Source organism: Microbispora sp. CA-135349, from assembly GCF_050947365.1.
In the GTDB taxonomy this organism is placed as follows: Bacteria; Actinomycetota; Actinomycetes; order Streptosporangiales; family Streptosporangiaceae; genus Microbispora.
In genome coordinates, this window is record NZ_CP192001.1 from 4,332,082 (window position 1) to 4,347,838 (window position 15,757).

The window sequence follows — 15,757 nt, forward strand, 5'->3', positions numbered from 1 at the left end:
AGGAGTGACAACAGGACGCGGGCGGTTATGGCCGGCGGGTCACGGCGAGTCCGCCGGATCGGGGGCGGGCGGCATCCGCACCGGCGGGACGCCGCCGTCCGGCGCCGCACCGTACACGCGGGACAGGTCGGCGACGGCCTCGGCCATCAGCGCGCGGAGGTCGGCCGGCTCCAGCACCTCGACGAGAGCGCCCATGCGCAGGAACAACCACCGCGCGTGCGTGAGTGACTCGATCGGCAGCGTGAGCCGGGTCCAGCCGCCGGGCTCCGGCTGCCCGCCGGCCAGCGCCTTGTCGACGACGTCTCCCCCAAGGGTGTACCGGAGCAGGTCCTCCGCCCCCGGCGCGAGCCGTATCACCGCCTCTGCCGTGTACATGCGTGAGGCGAACTCCGCGGCGAAGCCGCGCCAGAACTCGGCGAGGTCGAAGTCCGCCGGCCGTTCGAAGTGCTCGGGCAGCACCTCGGCCTCCAGGATGCGGCCCACCCGGTAGGTCCGCACCGTGCCCGAGCAGGCGGCGGCGAGATACCAGGAACCGCCCTTCAACACCAGGCCGTAGGGATGCACCAGCCGTTCCACCTCCGCCGGCCCCCACCTGCGGTAGCGCAGCCGGAGCGCCCGCTCCTCCCACACCGCCTCCGCGACCTCCGTGAGGAACGGCGCCTCGTCGGCGCCGCGATACCAGCCCGGCACGTCGAGGTGGAATCTCTCCCGCATCTTGGCCGCGTGGGACCGCGGTTCGGGCGGCAGCGCGGCCAGCAGCTTCAGCTCCGCCGCCGCGGCGAAGTCGGCGAGCCCGAGTTCGGCTGCCGGGCCCGGCAGCCCGGCCAGGAACAGGGAGGACGCCTCCTCCACGGTGAGCCCGTTCAGGCGGGTACGGTAGCCGTCGAGCAGCCGGTAGCCGCCCAGCGGGCCACGGTCGGCGTAAACGGGCACCCCGGCGGCCGACAGGGCCTCGACGTCGCGATAGACGGTCCGGACCGAGACTTCGAGTTCTTCGGCGATCTCCGTGGCGGTCATCCTGCCGCGGGTCTGCAGCAGGAGCAGCAGGGACAGCAACCGGCTCGCGCGCATGCGACCAGTCTGCCACCTTTACAAAGTAGATTCACTTGCCTTCTCACATAACCTGTGTTCAAATGCACACATGGAAAGTGCCGATCGGATTCGGGCCATCATGAACGCCCTGCGCACCGCCGACAGCGTCTCCGTGGCGGAGCTGGCGCTGGCGTACGGCGTGTCGGAGATGACCATCCGGCGCGACCTCGACGAACTCGCCCAGCAGGGGGTGGTCCGGCGGGTCCGCGGCGGCGCCCTGAGCCTGCTGCTGCGCGGCGAGGAGCCGCCCTTCGGGGTGCGCGAGCGGGAGGCGATCGACGCCAAGCGCCACATCGGCGCCGAGGTCGCCGCACTGCTGGCCGACGGCGAGGCCGTGCTGCTCGACGGCGGCACGACCGCGCTCGAAGTCGCCCGGGCCGTACGCGAGCGACGCCTGACCGTCCTGCCGCTGGCGCTGCAGGCGGCCCAGGAACTGGCGGCCGCACCCCGCATCCGCCTCGTCCTGCCGGGAGGAGAGGTGCGGCACGGGGAGATGAACTTCATGGGCCCGCTCACCGAGACCTCGATCAGGGCCCTCCGGTTCGACACCGCGGTGATCGGCTGCTGCGGCCTGTCGGCCGAGCACGGCCTGACCGCCCACGACCTGCCCGAGGTGGCCATCAAGCAGGCCGCGATCGCCTCGGCCCGCCGCGTCGTCGTCGCATGCGACTCGGGCAAGTTCGCCCGGACGGCGTTCGGAGCGGTCTGCGGGCTCGACCGGCTCGACGTGGTCGTCACGGACGAGGGCATCCCCCGGGACCAGCACGACGCCCTCGCCGCCGCCGGAGTCACCGTCCGCACCGTGCCCGCCTCGGTCCCCGTCACCTGAGCACCGCCTCTCCCCCGCGTGGCGTCACGCCGAAGCCGTCCGTGGCCGTGGCCGCCGTCGCACCGGGTTCGCAACCGCACGGTCAGTCGACCCGACGCTCCTCGGGGGCGGTGCGGTGCGAACACCTTCCCTGATCGTTCGCACAGCCGCCGCCTCCACACCAGCCGCCTGGCACTGGCTGCCCGGCCCCGGCCACCTCCACACCGGCCGCCACAGGCACTTCCACGCCGGGGCACAGACGAACCTTCCAGTACGAATCGCTCGGCACTCGAGGAGCACCCCATGGCTCTGTCCGCCCCCGCCCGCCCCGTGCTCCTGCGCGCACGTGTGGCCGTCTACGGACTGTTCCTGCTGTCGGGCATGGCCATCGGCACGTGGACCAGCCGGATTCCCGCCATCAAGGCCGGCCTGGGACTGAGCGACGGCGCGCTCAGCCTCGGCCTGCTCGGCATCGCGGCCGGCGCCATCACCGGCATGCAGGTCGTCGGCCGGCTGGTGGACCGTCACGGCAGTTACCGGACCATGCTGCCGATGGCCATCGTCCAGGGCCTCGTCCTGGTGATTCCCGCCTTCATGCCCAACCTGCCGGCGCTGGCGCTGTCCCTGTTCGCGTTCGGCGCGGTGCACGGCACCCTCGACGTGGCCATGAACGCCAACGCCGTCGTCGTCGAGCGGGCCTACGGCCGGCCGATCATGTCGTCCTTCCACGCGGTGTTCAGCGTGGGCGGATTCGCGGGGGCGTCCGCCGGCGGCCTGTTCGCGCACGCCGGGGTGAGCCCGGGGGCGACCTTCGCGGCGATGGGTGCGGTGATCCTGCTCATCGCCCTGCTGAGCGCCCGCTGGGCCGTCCGGGACAACCCGGCGCGAGAGGCGGCGCAGGTCGCGTCCCCCGCGACCGGCCCGGCACGGCGATGGCGCGTCAACAGCGCCGTGCTGTTCCTCGGCGTCCTCGGCTTCTGCTGCATGATCGGAGAAGGCGCCTCGGCCGACTGGAGTTCCGTCTACCTGCGCGACAACCTGGGCTCCTCCGCCGGCTTCGCCGCGGCCGCGTACGCGGCGTTCTCGATCATGATGACGGCCGGCCGGTTCGCCGGGGACCGCCTCGCCGCCCGGCTGGGGCCGGTCACGCTGGTCCGCTGCTGCGGGGGGCTGGCCGGGGTGGGCCTCGCGGCAGGGATCCTCGTCGGTCACCCCGTAGCCGGGGTCGTGGGCTTCGGGCTGTTCGGCGCGGGCCTGTCGTGCATCGTTCCCCAGGTGTTCTCGGCCGCCGGGCATCGCGACCCCGCCCAGTCGGGTCGCGCGCTGGCCGCCGTGGCGAGTCTGGGCTACACCGGCTTCCTCACCGGTCCCGTTCTCATCGGCGGCCTGGCCGAGGCCGTCTCCCTTCCGCACGCGCTGCTGGTGCCCGCCGTGCTCGCGTTGTTCGTGGCCCTCGCCGCTCCGGCGCTGCGCTCGCCCCGGCCGGAACCCGCGGCCGGCCGCCACGCCGAGCCCGCCCGCGAGTGAGCCGCCCGTGATCGAGCCGCCTGGGGAGGCCGCCGGAGCGGGTACTGCCGGCTGTGCGCGGGAGCCGCTCCGCGCGCCGAGACAGAGCCCGGCTTCGCGCGATCGCCGACGACGCCACCGATCCGGCCGATCACGGCAACCGGATCGCGGCCGCCGGTCACGGGGCGGTGGGGAACGACAAGCCGGGGCGGAGGCCGAGGATTGGAACGGGCGGGGACGGGCAATGGGGGGGCGTGGCCGTCACCAGCGATTCCGACGAGCCGGTCCCCGCGTACCGGCGGCTCGCGGCGATGCTGCGCGAGGAGATCGTGCGCGGCCGGATCGAGCCCGATCGTCCCCTGCCGCCCGAGGAGCGCCTCGTGCGGGAGCACGGTTTCGCGCCCGACGACGTGCGCCGCGCCGTCGAGGTGCTCAGCGGTGAGGGTCTCGTGTACGTGGTCGAAGGGCAGGGGGCGTACGTGTCCACCCGGGCCGAGGAGACGGGCGGCGGCTGAGCGGTCGGGCGGAGCGATCTGCCGCCGCCCGTCTTCCGGCCTCGGTGGTTCGCGGGCTGTGCGGTTATCCGGGCTGCGCGGACGAGCGGGGCTCGCGCCACATGGGGTACATGACCGGACCATCGGGCAGCCGCACCAGTTCGGGCATGTCGGCGTAGCCGTGGCGGAGATAGAGCCGCCGGCTCGCCTGGCTGCTGGCCTCCAGATAGGCCGCGATACCTTCGGCGTCGAGCCTGCGGTGGTGTTCCTCCAGCAGCAGGCTGCCCAGGCCGCGGCCGGTCCTCCCCCGCTTGAGTGCGATGAACGCCAGGTAGTGGTGCGGCTCCTGCGGGTGCAGCTTGTCCATCAGCTCCCCGAGGAGACGGTAACGTCCGGCGTTCTCCCCCGCGAAGGACGCGATCGCCTCCTGCTCACCGGGGATCTCGGGGAACGGCGCGGCGAACCAGACCGCCACACCGGCCAGTTCGCCCGACTCGTGGAGGCCGTAGACGTCGCCGTGTTCCAGCGCGTGCCCGGCCCACATGGTGAAGAACCGCCGCTGCATCGGCAGGCGGTCGTCCATCCGCGGGATGAGCCATCTGGTGATCTCGTCGGTGTGGAAGGTGTCGGCGATGAGGCCGCCGGCCGCGTCCGCGTCCGCCAGCCGGGTGATCTCGGCGGTCACTTGACGCCCCCGCCGACGGCCCGCGCGCCCAGGCCGATGTTGGCGTAAACCTCGGGCCGGGTCGACCTCAGCACCCGGCCCCAGACGAGGCCGAAGACGATCGCCACGACGAAGATCCCGGGCAGGACCCAGCGGAGGATCGAGTCGGGCTCGACCCCGAGGACCGTGTCGAAGTTGACGAGGGTGAGACCGATGATCACGCAGAGCGCCAGGATCGCCAAGGCCGGGGCGACGCGGGTGCGCCAGGTCGTCTCCCCCCGGGGGTCACGGGAGAAGAACACGATCACCGAGATCGAGGTGACGGTGAGCAGGGTCAGCAGCCCGAGACCGCCGAAGGTGCCGAAGATGAAGAACATCTTGGTGACCGGGTCGAGGCCGGAGACCGCGTACACGGTGATCACGATCAGCCCGAGCACCGTCTGCAGCAGAGACCCGGCGATCGGAGCGGCGGTGCGGGCCGAGGTGCGGCCGAAGACCGAGGGCAGGACGTTCTCCCGGCCCAGAGCGAAGATGTAGCGGGCCGTGGTGTTGTGGAAGGCGATCATGCAGGCGACGCTGCTGGTCACGAACAGCACCGAGCCGATGGTCGAGACGGCGGAGCCCAGGTGGGCGGCGGCCTGGTTGAAGATGAGCTCGGTCCCCTGCTCCGAGGCGGCCTTGACGATCCCGTCCGGCCCGGTCGGCACCGTCTGCGCCCAGGCGGAGAACGAGTACAGCACGGCGATGATCGCGATGCCCAGGTAGGTGGCGATGGGCACCGTCCTGTGGCGGTCCTTGGACTCCTCGGCGAAGACCACCGACGACTCGATACCGGCGAACCCCGCGACGACGGTGGCGAGCGCCGCGCCCACGCCGGGCACGAACAGCGCGCCGGGGGTGAAGCCCTCGAAGCTGAGACCGCCCGCGGCGGCGTGCGTCACGTCGCCGAAATCGAACAGCAGCACGATGGCGATCTCACTGATCAGCAGGATGGACAGGATCTTGCCGTTGACCTCCACGCGCAGCAGGCCGAGCACGCCGGTCAGCGCCCAGGCCACGAGCGCGATCACCCACCACGGGGGCGAGCCGCCGAACCAGTCGGTGAGCAGCGGCTCGGCCGCCGATCCGATGATTCCGTAGAGGCCGAGTTGCAGCGCGTTGTACGCCAGCAGAGCCACCCATGCGGTCGCGACTCCCTGGGTGCGGCCGAGACCCTGCGCGGCGTAGGCGTAGAAGGCGCCCGCGTTGACCACGTGCCTGGCCATCGTCACGTATCCGACGGCGAAGAGCGCGAAGACGGCGCCCAGCAGCAGGAACGCGAACGGGACGCCGATGACGCCCGTCACCGTGTACGCCGTCGGGACCGACCCCGCGACGACCATCAGGGGCGCCGCCGCGGAGATGACGAAGAACACGATGGACGGCACGCCGAGCCGGTCCTCGGCCAGTGCGGCGGTGACGGCGCTGGGCCGTTGCTGTGTGAGGGACACCTGGAACTCCGTGTTAGGGGGTGGGGTCACCGGCGGCTGATGACGGCCTCGCCGACCGCGACCTTGGTCTGGGCGATGAGTCTCTGCAGCGGTAGGGGGAGCATGGCGGTCGCGGCGGCCACGAACGGGGGATCGTGCTCGGACAGGACCCGCTGGGCGCAGCCGGCCGCGGCCAGGAGCCCCAGGAGGAGGCAGTCCTGGGTCACCGGCGTCCTGCGCCGCTGCACGGCGAGGTTCAGGCGGGCGAGCGGCCATGCGGCGGTGTTCACGTCCGCCGGCGCCGCGGGCTGATGCTTCAGCAGGTGCCTGACCGGAGGCTTCAGCAGCTTCGCGGCGATCATCCTGGCGGTGACGTCGGCGTAGATCGTGCGGGCGAAGAAGAGGAGCCACGTGCCGACCGGGTGGTATGGCTCGGCGATGACGTGACTGAGCACCGCGCGGGTGAGCGGGTCGCCGCCGGCCTCCTGGACCGTCGCGTAGAGGCGTTCGGGGGTCGCGGCGACGTCGAGCGCCACGCGCTCGGCGATCATTAGTTCTCCGAGGACCCCGCTCGCCAGCACCAGCCCGGTGAGCCGGGAATGAAGCAACGGATGACCCGTCGCATTGTCGTGCAGGACAAAGTAGAGATCATCGACAAGGGACGGGCTCGAAAGATCGCCTTCAGCCACGGTCGGCGATGATATAGGCGAATTGTTCTATCTGTCAGCGCGCGAATTCGTGGTACATGGACAATTTCGTATTATTGGCGCGCTATATATCATTTAAGCCGGCCGGAATCCGGTTTTCGGCTGACGCAATCACGATCCAGGGTGCGCCGGCCGGTCAGCGAAGCAGGACGTTGGCCAGGATCGTGAGCAGGATCGACGCGACGACCGAGATGACGATCATCATGAGGCAGCCCGCCGCTCCCCCGAGCGGCCGGATCTTGAAATTTCCCGGCATGGTGTCCTCCCGCTGCTGCTCCATGTGCGCCTACCCCCGGCCCGCGCACCGAACCGAGCGCGGTTTGTCCGTTTTTCGGCCGGGCATCGTCGGCCTATGACCACCCAGGACGACAGGGGCGCAGCGGCCCTGGCCCGCGCCCACGGGCTCTTCAACATGGCGGGCGGGCTGTGGCCGCTCCTGCACCTGCCGAGCTTCGAGAAAGTGTTCGGCGCGAAGACCGACCGATGGCTGGAACGCACGGTCGCCGGGCTCCTCGTGGGTATCGGGTGGACGCAGATCCGCGGCGCGTCCAGCCCCGGCGGCGCCGACCAGGCACGCCGTCTGGGCATGGCCACGGCGGCGACGCTGCTCGCCGTCGATCTGGTCTACGTGCCCACGGGCCGCATCCGGCCCACCTATCTTCTCGACGCGGCGGCCGAAGCGATGTGGCTGCGCGCCTGGCGGGCCCGCGCCGTACGGCCCGAGCCTCCGTCGACCCGGACCGGCTCGATGTTCGCCGCGGCGGCGGCGCTGGCCGCGGGATGCGCCACGGGCGGCGTGCTCGCCGCGCGGATGCTGCGGCGACGGGCGGAGCCCGCCGAGTCCGAGCTCACCCGCGCCCGCTACCTGCGCCATCCCGCCGCGCGGTGATTCGGGTTACGTACCACGACGACGGGTAGAGCGAACGGCAGTTCGACAATGGAGGAGTCATGGACCGAGGACCTGTGGAGAAGGACCCCGAGGAGTGGGCGACCGGGGACGAGCCGATGACCGCGCCGCAGGAGTCCTACCTGCGCACGCTGGCCAGGGAGGCCGGGCGGGACGTGCCGGAGGGACTCAGCAAGGCCGAGGCCTCCCGGCTGATCGACGAGCTGCAGGACCAGAGCCGCCGCCTGAACGAGAACGGGTGAACCACGCCGAAGGGCCGCCCGGGGTCTTCCGCGGGCGGCCCTTCGGCTCCACCGGCGCCGTCACCCGGGCAGCGTCTCGCCGCCGATCGGGGCGAGGACCTCGCCCGTGTAGTACGACGACAGCCGGTTGGCGGCGAAGAACACGTACGACGGAGCGATCTCGTCCGGGTCGGCAGGCCGGCCCATCGGCACCTGCTGACCGAACTTGTCCACCTTCTCCTCCGGGAACGTCGACGGGATGAGCGGCGTCCAGACCGGTCCGGGGGCCACGGCGTTGATCCTGATCCCCCGTTCGACCAGCACCTGGGCCATCGAGTAGGTGAACGCGTTGATCGCACCCTTGGTCGCGGAGTAGTCGATCAGGGTCTTGTTGCCGCGCAGCCCGTTGATCGACGAGGTGTTCACGATCGAGCCGCCCTCCGGCATGTGCCGCAGCGCGGCCTTGGTCACCCGGAAGTAGCTGTGGATGTTGACCGCGAAGGTGTGCTCCCACTGCTCGTCCGGCAGCTCTTCCAACGACTGCACGGGGGTCTGCGTGGCCACGTTGTTCACGAGCACGTCGATGCCGCCGAGCTCGCGGACCGTGCGTTCCACGACCTCCTCGCAGTGGCGGGCATCGGCGAGGTCGCCGGGAATGGTCACGCAGCGGCGGCCCTCCTGCTCCACGAGCTTCCTGGTGTGCTCGGCGTCCTCGTGCTCGGTCAGGTACGCGATCGCGACGTCGGCCCCCTCCTTGGCGAACGCCACGGCGACGGCCCGCCCGATGCCGGAGTCGCCGCCGGTGACGAGGGCGCGCTTGCCGGCCAGCAGGTCGCGTCCGGCGTAGTCGCGCATCTCGTCCCTGGGCTCGGGCGTCATCTCGCCCGTCCGGCCCGGGTACGGCTGCGTCTGCGGTGGCGGTGTGGAGTTCGGCTGCTCAGGCATGCACGTCGGGTACCCCTGCCCGTCCAGGGCAAACGGCCGCCCGCGGGCACGGCGTCGATCACGCGGCGGACACACACTGTTACCTATCCATCACGCTTTAATGTCCCGAGACGGGACATCGGGTATGACGTTGCCATGACACCCCGGTCGCGGATCGCTCCGCTCGACGTGGTCTGGAGAACGTGCGACGCCATGCCCGAGTGCCTGGGCGTCGCCCAGGAGCCGTACGGCAGGTGCCTGGCGCACCTCACGCCGGCCGAGACGGCCGAGGTGCTGCGGAGCCTGACGCCCGGCCAGGCTCTCGACCTGCGCGGCACCCTCCTGTCTGAGGACCTGCTCGCGTGGGTCCTCGACGGCGTTGAGGGCCGCCTGGGCAGGGCGAGGTTCGACCGGGCGGTCTTCACCGGCCCGGCCCGCTTCGGCGAGGTCGTCTTCGCCGGCGACGCGACCTTCGGCCACGCCAGGTTCGACCGTCTCGCCTCGTTCTACGGCGCCCGGTTCCTCCGCAACGTCTCCTTCCGGGATGCGCGGTTCCTGCGGGAGTTGTCCCTGCATGACGCGCGGGTGTGCGGTCACGCCACGTTCGACCACGTCACGGTGCGCGGCGACGCCCTGTTCGGTGAGGCGCGGTTCGGGGAGACACGGTTCGGGGCGGGGCCGTTCGGCGCCCCGCCGTCCGGGGAAACCGCGACCGAGCCGTCCCGGGACGCGCCGTTGCCGCGAGCGTCGTTCCAGGAGGCAGGGAACGCGTCGTTCCAGGAGGCAGGGAACGCGTCGTTCCAGGAGGCAGGGAACGCGTCGTTCCGGCAGGCGGGGAACGCGTCGTTCCGGCAGGCGGGGAACGCGTCGTTCCAGCACGCGCAGTTCCACGGGTTCGCCGTGTTCGACGGGGCCGCCTTCCATGGAGACGCCTGCTTCCGCGGCGCCCGGTTCCACCGGGCCGTCTCCTTCCGCGGCTCGGATTGCGCAGCGAGCGCCGAGTTCCAGCACGCCCGCTTCGAGGGGGCGGCCTACCTCGGCCCGATGCGGATCGTGCGGCGTCTGTCGCTGGCGGGCGTACGGGCCTGCGCGCCGCTGCACCTCGACACCGGCGGGTGCCGGGTGGTGCTGCGTTCGGCGGCCGTCCTCGGCCGGCTCGCCGCGCGGCTGTCGGACGCCGAGGTCGACCTGCGGGACGCGACGCTCGCCGGGCCCGCGGCCGTCGCGCGGCGCGCGGGCCGGCTGCGGGTGACCTCGCTCGACGGCCTCGACGCGGGCGCGCTCACGCTGACCGGGGCCGATCTGCGCGCGTGCGGCCTCGGCGGGCTGCGCCGTCCCGAGGGCCTGCGCCTGCGGGAATGCCTGTTCGCCGCGCCCCCTGGCGGGCTCGGGCTGCGCCTGGGGTGGCCGCCCGTCCGGTGGTGGAGCCGCCGCCGCGTCATCGCCGACGAGCACCTGTGGCGGGGATGGCCGTCGCAGGGGGTGGACGGGCCGTCCGCCGGCCCTGCCGGGGATCGGGCGTCCGATCCGGCGCGCCTGGCGGTCCTGTACGAGCGGTTGCGGCCGGGCGTCGACGACGCGCGCGTGGCGGACGACTTCGCGTTCGGCGCGATGGAGATGCGGCGGCTGGGCAGCCCCCGTGGCCGGGCCCGGATGCTCCTGTCGCTGTACTGGCTCGCCTGCGGGTACGGCCTGCGCGCGGGGCGGGCCCTGGGGTGGCTCACGCTGGTGGCGGCTCTCGCCGTGGGCGCGGTGTGCTGGACCGCCGTGGCGCGTCCGGCGGGCAAGCCGAACGTTCAGCGTGCCCGGGTCGCGGTCGTACGGCCCGCGGCGTCCGCGTCCCGCCCGGCGCACGGGCTGGGCGGCTGAGAGCCGGGGCAAGCGCCGCGCCGGCCGGCTCCCGGTCCCGGCAGCGGAGCGGGCGGGCAGGCGTTCCCGGTCAGCTCCAGGTGGCGTTCTTGAGCAGGCCGGACAGTTCCTTGTGGTCCCACAGGTCCGCCACCAGGATCTTCGAGGTCGGCAGGAACCACTCCCGCTGCGTGAACCTCACCTTGCGCCCGGAACTGCCCTGCGGCTCGCAGTAGTCGCGCCAGGCCGTGTACCTGGCCGTGTGCCCACGCCCGGCCTGCCGTAGCCCCTTCGAACCGGCCCTGTCCGCGAACACCACGGGGGTGAGCCCGCCGAAGGGACACGACGGCTGCGCGAGCGTGGGGATGTACTGGGTCTTGCCGGTGTATCCCCAATAGCCCAGTGTCTTGGGGCCGACCAGCCAGAAGCCCTTGCAGTCGCCGTAGAAGTACTCGGGATCGGCGCACGCACCGGTGATCACCCTGACCGTGTCCGCGTAGCGGCGCACCTTCCATGCGGACGGGATCCTCAGGTTCATGCCGCGGAAGGAGAGGGCCGCGGTCCCGCGGGCCTGCGGGGCCGCGGCGACCGGCGAGGCCCCGGCCGGCGCCGCCGCGGCCGGGGCGGCGACGGGAACGGCCAGCATGGCGACGGCGGACAGGGCGGCCAGAGCAGACGATCTTTTCCTCATGTTCGGAACGTAACGATCGCAACTTGTGGGTCACTTGCAGCCGGCTGGGTGTGGCGCCGTTCCCGTTCGCCGCGTCACGAGGAAGGACACCGCCGGGCGGAGCGTCGAAGACTTCGATGCTCAGGACCGCAAGCGTTCACGATTGTTACAGCTGTTACCTCCTGTCGTCAGCATAAGCTCAATCGTTCGCAAAACAGGAGGTTCCATGACAAAGCGCCTATATATGGCCATAGCTGGCGCGCTGGTCGTGTCGGCGCTCGCCGGCGGCTGCGGGCGTTCGTCGTCGGGGGCCGCCGCGGGCGACAACGCGGCGGCGACGACGGGCAAGACCGCCAAAGACCTGGTTCCCGAGGACGTGCGCAAGACGGGCACGCTGCGGGTCGCCACGTCCGAGGGCTACCCCCCGATGGAGATGTACAAGGAGGGCACCCAGGAGCTCACCGGCGTCGACCCCGACCTCGGCGCGGCCATCGCGGCCAAGCTCGGCCTGAAGTTCTCGATCACCAACGCGGCCTTCGACGGGCTCATCCCCGGCCTTCAGGGCGGGCGCTGGGACATGGTGATGTCCTCGATGAGCGACACCGAGGAGCGGCGCGCGGCGGTCGACTTCGTCGACTACTTCAACGCCGGCGGCGCCATCATGGTGAAGAAGGGCAACCCCGACGGGATCAAGAACCTCGAGGACCTGTGCGGCCGCACGGTGGTGCTGGCCAAGGGCAGCTCCAACCTCGCCATCGGCGAGAAGCAGAACGAGAAGTGCGCCACGAAGATGAAGATCATGCAGAGTGAGGACGCGCCCACCGGCCTGCTCTCGATCGACTCCGGGCGCGCCGCCGCGACGATCGTCGACTACCCCGTCGCCGTCATGTACGCCAAGGACACCGGCAAGTACGACGTGCTGCCCGACCAGTACGACGCCGGGCCGTGGGGCATCGCCGTCGACAAGCGCAAGACGGCGCTGCGCGACGCGGTCGCCAAGGCGATGGAGGAGCTCCAGGCCGACGGCGGCTACACGGCCGTGCTCGACAAGTACGGCGTGACGGCCAACGCCGTCGACGGCGTGCTGGTCAACACCCAGCCGTGGAAGTGACCCGGGAGCAGGCGGCCGGCGCCGAGCTGCCGATCGAGGCCGTGCGCCCCGTACGGCCCGGCAGGTGGCTGGGGGCGGCCGTCGCCCTCCTCTTCCTCGTCTGGCTGGCCTACACGGTCATCGTCAACGAGAACCTGCACTGGGACGTGATCGTCGCCTACCTGGGCGACGGCAGGATCCTCGGCGGCCTGTGGGTGACGATCCAGCTCACCGTGCTGTCCATGGCCATCGGCCTGGCGCTGGGCGTGCTGGCCGCCGTCATGCAGCTGTCGGACAACCCCGTGCTGCGCGGCACCTCCGCGCTCTACACGTGGTTCTTCCGCGGCACGCCGCTGCTGGTGCAGCTCATCTTCTGGTTCAACATCGGGCTGGTCTTCCCCACCTTCGCGATCGGCGTGCCGTTCGGCGGGCCCAAGCTGATCGAGTGGCAGGCGAACGCCGTCATCACGCCGTTCACCGCCGCGCTGCTCGGCCTGGCCATCAACGAGGGCGCGTACATGGCGGAGATCGTCCGTGCGGGCATCCGCTCGGTCGACCCGGGCCAGCGGGAGGCGGCCGAGTCGCTCGGCATGTCGCACCGGCAGGTCCTGCGCCGCGTGGTGCTGCCACAGGCCATGCGGGTGATCATCCCGCCGACCGGCAACCAGTTCATCTCGATGCTGAAGACCACCTCGATGGTCTCGGTGATCGCCGGGGCCGAGCTGCTGACCGTGGCGCAGCGCATCTACCTCGGCAACTTCGAGGTCATCGCGATGCTCGTGGTCGCCTCGATCTGGTACGTCGTGCTCACCACCATCGCGAGCGTCGGCCAGCACTTCGTCGAGAAACGGTTCGAGCGCGGCCATGTGCGGCTGTCCTCCCGGGTCCGCCGCAACCTGTCCCCGCTGCCGTCCAAGGAGCCCCGGTCGCCCGAGGAGTCCCAGTCGAAGGAGCCCCTGTCGTCGAAGGAGTCCTCGTGAACGCGCAGGACCAGCCGATGGTGCGCATCCGCGCGGTCCGCAAGCGCTTCGGCTCGCTGGAGGTGCTCAAGGGCATCGACCTCGACGTCCCCGCGGGCGAGGTGGTGTGCGTCGTGGGCCCGTCGGGGTCGGGCAAGTCGACCCTGCTGCGCTGCGTCAACCGCCTGGAGACGATCGACTCGGGCCGGATCTGGGTGAACGGCGAGCTGATGGGCTACGCCGAGCGCGGCGGCCGGCTGCACGCGCTGCGCCCGGCCGAGCTGTCCCGGCAGCGGCGCGGCATCGGCATGGTGTTCCAGCGCTTCCACCTGTTCCCGCATCGCACCGCGATCGAGAACGTGATGGAGGGGCCGGTCACCGTGCTGGGCACACCCGCCGCACAGGCCAGGCGGCAGGCGCAGGAGCTGCTGGAACGCGTCGGCCTTGCCGACCGGGCCCACCACTACCCGGCCCAGCTGTCCGGCGGGCAGCAGCAGCGGGTGGCCATCGCCCGCAGCCTCGCCATGCGGCCCAGCCTCATGCTGTTCGACGAGCCGACCAGCGCGCTCGACCCCGAGCTCGTGCAGGAGGTGCTGGCCGTGATGCGGGATCTCGCGGCGACCGGCATGACCATGATGGTCGTCACCCACGAGATGAACTTCGCCCGCGAGGTCGGCGACCAGCTGGTGTTCATGGACGACGGCGTCGTCGTCGAGCGCGGCGACCCGCGCGAGGTGCTCGCGGCGCCCCGCCACGAGCGGCTGCGCGCCTTCCTCGGGCAGGTCCGGTGAACGGCTTCGACCTGGTCGTCCGGAACGGCCTGCTGGTCGACGGCACCGGCCGCCCCGGCAGGGCCGCCGACGTCGGGATCGCCGCCGGGCGGCTGACCGTGCTGGCCCCGGGCGAGGCCCCCCTTACGGGCACGGCCGAAGTGATCGACGCGCGCGGACGCGTGGTCTCGCCCGGCTTCATCGACGTCCACACGCACTCCGACGGCGTCACGCTGCTCGGCCCGTCCGGCGGCGGCTCCACGCTGGTGCGGGCGTCGGTGCTGCAGGGCGTGACCACCGAGATCTGCGGCAACTGCGGGTCCAGCCTGTTCCCGGCCCTGCCGGAGCGGCTGCCCGCCATGCGGGCCGAGACGCGGATCACCTTCGGCGGCGACGTCGGCGCGTACGCCGACTTCGCGGGCTTCGCCGCCGCGCACGCCGGGGTGCCCCGGGCCAACCACCTGGCCTCGCTCGTCGGGCACGGCACGCTCCGGGCGGGCGTGCTCGGCCCCGTGGACCGGCCCGCCCGGCCCGGCGAGCTGCGCACGATGTGCGCGTTGCTCGACGCCTCGCTGGCGCAGGGGGCGGCCGGGCTGTCCACCGGCCTGATCTACACCCCGGGTTCGTACGCCGGCACCGACGAGGTCGTGGCGCTGGCGGCGGTGGCCGCCCGGCACGGCAAGCCGTACGTCACCCACCTGCGCGACGAGATGTCGCGCGTGGAGGAGGCGCTGGAGGAGGCGATCGAGATCTCCCGGCGCAGCGGCGCGGCGCTGCACGTCTCGCACCACAAGACCGCCGGCCGGTACGCCTGGGGCCGCACCGAGCGCACGCTGCCGCGCATCGCCGCGCTGCGCGCCGAGGGCATGGACGTCACCTGCGACGTCTACCCCTACACGGCGGGCAGCACGGCGTTGGCCGCCATGCTGCCGCCCTGGGCGAACGACGGCGGCCTGGGGGCGCTGACGGCCCGGCTCGGCGATCCCGTCCAGCGCGACCGGATGCGCCGTGCCATCGCGGAGGGCGTGCCGGGCTGGGAGAACACGGTCGGCAACGGCGGCTGGGACCGCATCTCCGTGGCGTGCGCGCCCCGCCACCCGCGGACCGAGGGCAGGACCATCGCCGACCTCGCGGCCGCCGCGGGCGCCGACCCCCTCGACGTGGCCGCCGATCTGCTGGTGGCCGAGGCCGGCGAGGTGACGATCATCAGCCATTCGATGGTGGAGGAGGACGTGCGGCGGGTGCTGGCCGCGCCGTACGCGATGATCGGTTCGGACGGCGTGCCGAAGCCCGGCGGGCGTCCGCATCCGCGATGGGCCGGGACGTTCCCGCGGGTGCTCGGCCGCTATGTCCGGGAGCTGGGGCTGCTCGGCCTGGAGGAGGCGGTGCACAAGATGACCGGGATGGCCGCGGCGCGGTTCGGGCTGACCGGCCGCGGTGTGATCCGCGACGGCGCGCACGCCGACCTGGTGGTCTTCGACCCCGCGGCGGTGGCCGATCTGGCGACGTTCACCGAGCCGCTGCTGCCGCCCGCGGGGATCGACGCGGTCGTCGCCGGCGGCGAGGTCGTGGTGCGCGACGGCGAGGAGACCGGCGCCCGCCCGGGTGCGGTGCTGGCCCTGTGAGAG

The 15,757-nt window shown here is 72.1% G+C and carries 17 protein-coding genes; 10 read left to right on the forward strand and 7 right to left on the reverse strand.

Annotation, left to right across the window (positions count from 1 at the left end):
- Window positions 1–39: 39 nt before the first annotated feature.
- A complete protein-coding gene (locus ACQPZZ_RS20285; protein WP_432920356.1) occupies window positions 40–1,071 on the reverse strand; it encodes a helix-turn-helix transcriptional regulator in 1,032 nt (343 codons plus the stop codon).
- A gap of 70 nt (window positions 1,072–1,141) precedes the next feature.
- On the opposite strand from ACQPZZ_RS20285, the gene ACQPZZ_RS20290 reads away from it, so the two are divergent.
- The 3 genes from ACQPZZ_RS20290 (at window position 1,142) to ACQPZZ_RS20300 (ending at window position 3,921) form a co-directional block, all read left to right on the forward strand.
- Window positions 1,142–1,921, forward strand: coding sequence for a DeoR/GlpR family DNA-binding transcription regulator (locus tag ACQPZZ_RS20290; protein ID WP_432920359.1), 780 nt, complete (start codon window positions 1,142–1,144; stop codon window positions 1,919–1,921).
- An 18-nt stretch (window positions 1,922–1,939) separates the two neighbouring features.
- On the forward strand, window positions 1,940–3,427 hold the full coding sequence (locus tag ACQPZZ_RS20295; protein ID WP_432920362.1) for an MFS transporter: 1,488 nt from the start codon (window positions 1,940–1,942) through the stop codon (window positions 3,425–3,427).
- A 233-nt stretch (window positions 3,428–3,660) separates the two neighbouring features.
- Window positions 3,661–3,921: a winged helix-turn-helix domain-containing protein gene (locus ACQPZZ_RS20300; RefSeq protein WP_432920365.1), complete on the forward strand. Its 261-nt coding sequence runs from the start codon at window positions 3,661–3,663 to the stop codon at window positions 3,919–3,921.
- Between the two features lie 64 nt (window positions 3,922–3,985).
- Here ACQPZZ_RS20300 and ACQPZZ_RS20305 read toward each other — a convergent pair whose 3' ends face one another.
- From ACQPZZ_RS20305 to ACQPZZ_RS20320, 4 genes are all read right to left on the reverse strand, one after another.
- Entirely contained in the window at window positions 3,986–4,585 is a 600-nt protein-coding gene (locus tag ACQPZZ_RS20305) for a GNAT family N-acetyltransferase (protein ID WP_432920368.1), read from the reverse strand.
- Entirely contained in the window at window positions 4,582–6,054 is a 1,473-nt protein-coding gene (locus ACQPZZ_RS20310; protein ID WP_363638123.1) for an APC family permease, read from the reverse strand. The genes ACQPZZ_RS20305 and ACQPZZ_RS20310 overlap by 4 nt, the downstream gene beginning before the upstream one ends.
- Before the next feature lie 26 nt (window positions 6,055–6,080).
- Window positions 6,081–6,722, reverse strand: a complete 642-nt coding sequence (locus tag ACQPZZ_RS20315) for a GOLPH3/VPS74 family protein (protein ID WP_432920371.1) — start codon at window positions 6,720–6,722, stop codon at window positions 6,081–6,083.
- A gap of 154 nt (window positions 6,723–6,876) precedes the next feature.
- Complete coding sequence (locus ACQPZZ_RS20320; protein ID WP_363638127.1) at window positions 6,877–7,020, reverse strand: hypothetical protein; 144 nt, start codon at window positions 7,018–7,020, stop codon at window positions 6,877–6,879.
- Between the two features lie 72 nt (window positions 7,021–7,092).
- Between ACQPZZ_RS20320 and ACQPZZ_RS20325 the strand changes: the two genes are divergently transcribed.
- Complete coding sequence (locus ACQPZZ_RS20325; RefSeq protein WP_363638129.1) at window positions 7,093–7,629, forward strand: hypothetical protein; 537 nt, start codon at window positions 7,093–7,095, stop codon at window positions 7,627–7,629.
- Window positions 7,630–7,688: 59 nt separating this feature from the next.
- On the forward strand, window positions 7,689–7,889 hold the full coding sequence (locus ACQPZZ_RS20330) for a DUF3072 domain-containing protein (RefSeq protein WP_363638131.1): 201 nt from the start codon (window positions 7,689–7,691) through the stop codon (window positions 7,887–7,889).
- A 60-nt stretch (window positions 7,890–7,949) separates the two neighbouring features.
- Here ACQPZZ_RS20330 and ACQPZZ_RS20335 read toward each other — a convergent pair whose 3' ends face one another.
- On the reverse strand, window positions 7,950–8,813 hold the full coding sequence (locus ACQPZZ_RS20335) for an SDR family oxidoreductase (protein ID WP_432920375.1): 864 nt from the start codon (window positions 8,811–8,813) through the stop codon (window positions 7,950–7,952).
- 135 nt (window positions 8,814–8,948) lie between these two features.
- On the opposite strand from ACQPZZ_RS20335, the gene ACQPZZ_RS20340 reads away from it, so the two are divergent.
- Window positions 8,949–10,661, forward strand: coding sequence for a pentapeptide repeat-containing protein (locus ACQPZZ_RS20340; protein WP_432920378.1), 1,713 nt, complete (start codon window positions 8,949–8,951; stop codon window positions 10,659–10,661).
- Between the two features lie 70 nt (window positions 10,662–10,731).
- Here the strand turns inward: ACQPZZ_RS20340 and ACQPZZ_RS20345 are convergent, their stop codons facing one another.
- Window positions 10,732–11,331: a hypothetical protein gene (locus ACQPZZ_RS20345; protein WP_432920381.1), complete on the reverse strand. Its 600-nt coding sequence runs from the start codon at window positions 11,329–11,331 to the stop codon at window positions 10,732–10,734.
- A 205-nt stretch (window positions 11,332–11,536) separates the two neighbouring features.
- Between ACQPZZ_RS20345 and ACQPZZ_RS20350 the strand changes: the two genes are divergently transcribed.
- Genes ACQPZZ_RS20350 through ACQPZZ_RS20365 form a run of 4 tightly spaced genes read left to right on the forward strand, consistent with a single transcriptional unit; the run spans window position 11,537 to window position 15,754 of the window.
- Window positions 11,537–12,421, forward strand: coding sequence for an ABC transporter substrate-binding protein (locus ACQPZZ_RS20350; RefSeq protein ID WP_432920384.1), 885 nt, complete (start codon window positions 11,537–11,539; stop codon window positions 12,419–12,421).
- Window positions 12,412–13,380, forward strand: coding sequence for an amino acid ABC transporter permease (locus tag ACQPZZ_RS20355; RefSeq protein WP_432920387.1), 969 nt, complete (start codon window positions 12,412–12,414; stop codon window positions 13,378–13,380). The genes ACQPZZ_RS20350 and ACQPZZ_RS20355 overlap by 10 nt, the downstream gene beginning before the upstream one ends.
- A gap of 17 nt (window positions 13,381–13,397) precedes the next feature.
- Entirely contained in the window at window positions 13,398–14,150 is a 753-nt protein-coding gene (locus ACQPZZ_RS20360) for an amino acid ABC transporter ATP-binding protein (RefSeq protein WP_432934464.1), read from the forward strand.
- Entirely contained in the window at window positions 14,147–15,754 is a 1,608-nt protein-coding gene (locus ACQPZZ_RS20365) for an N-acyl-D-amino-acid deacylase family protein (RefSeq protein WP_432920390.1), read from the forward strand. The genes ACQPZZ_RS20360 and ACQPZZ_RS20365 overlap by 4 nt, the downstream gene beginning before the upstream one ends.
- Window positions 15,755–15,757: the final 3 nt, after the last annotated feature.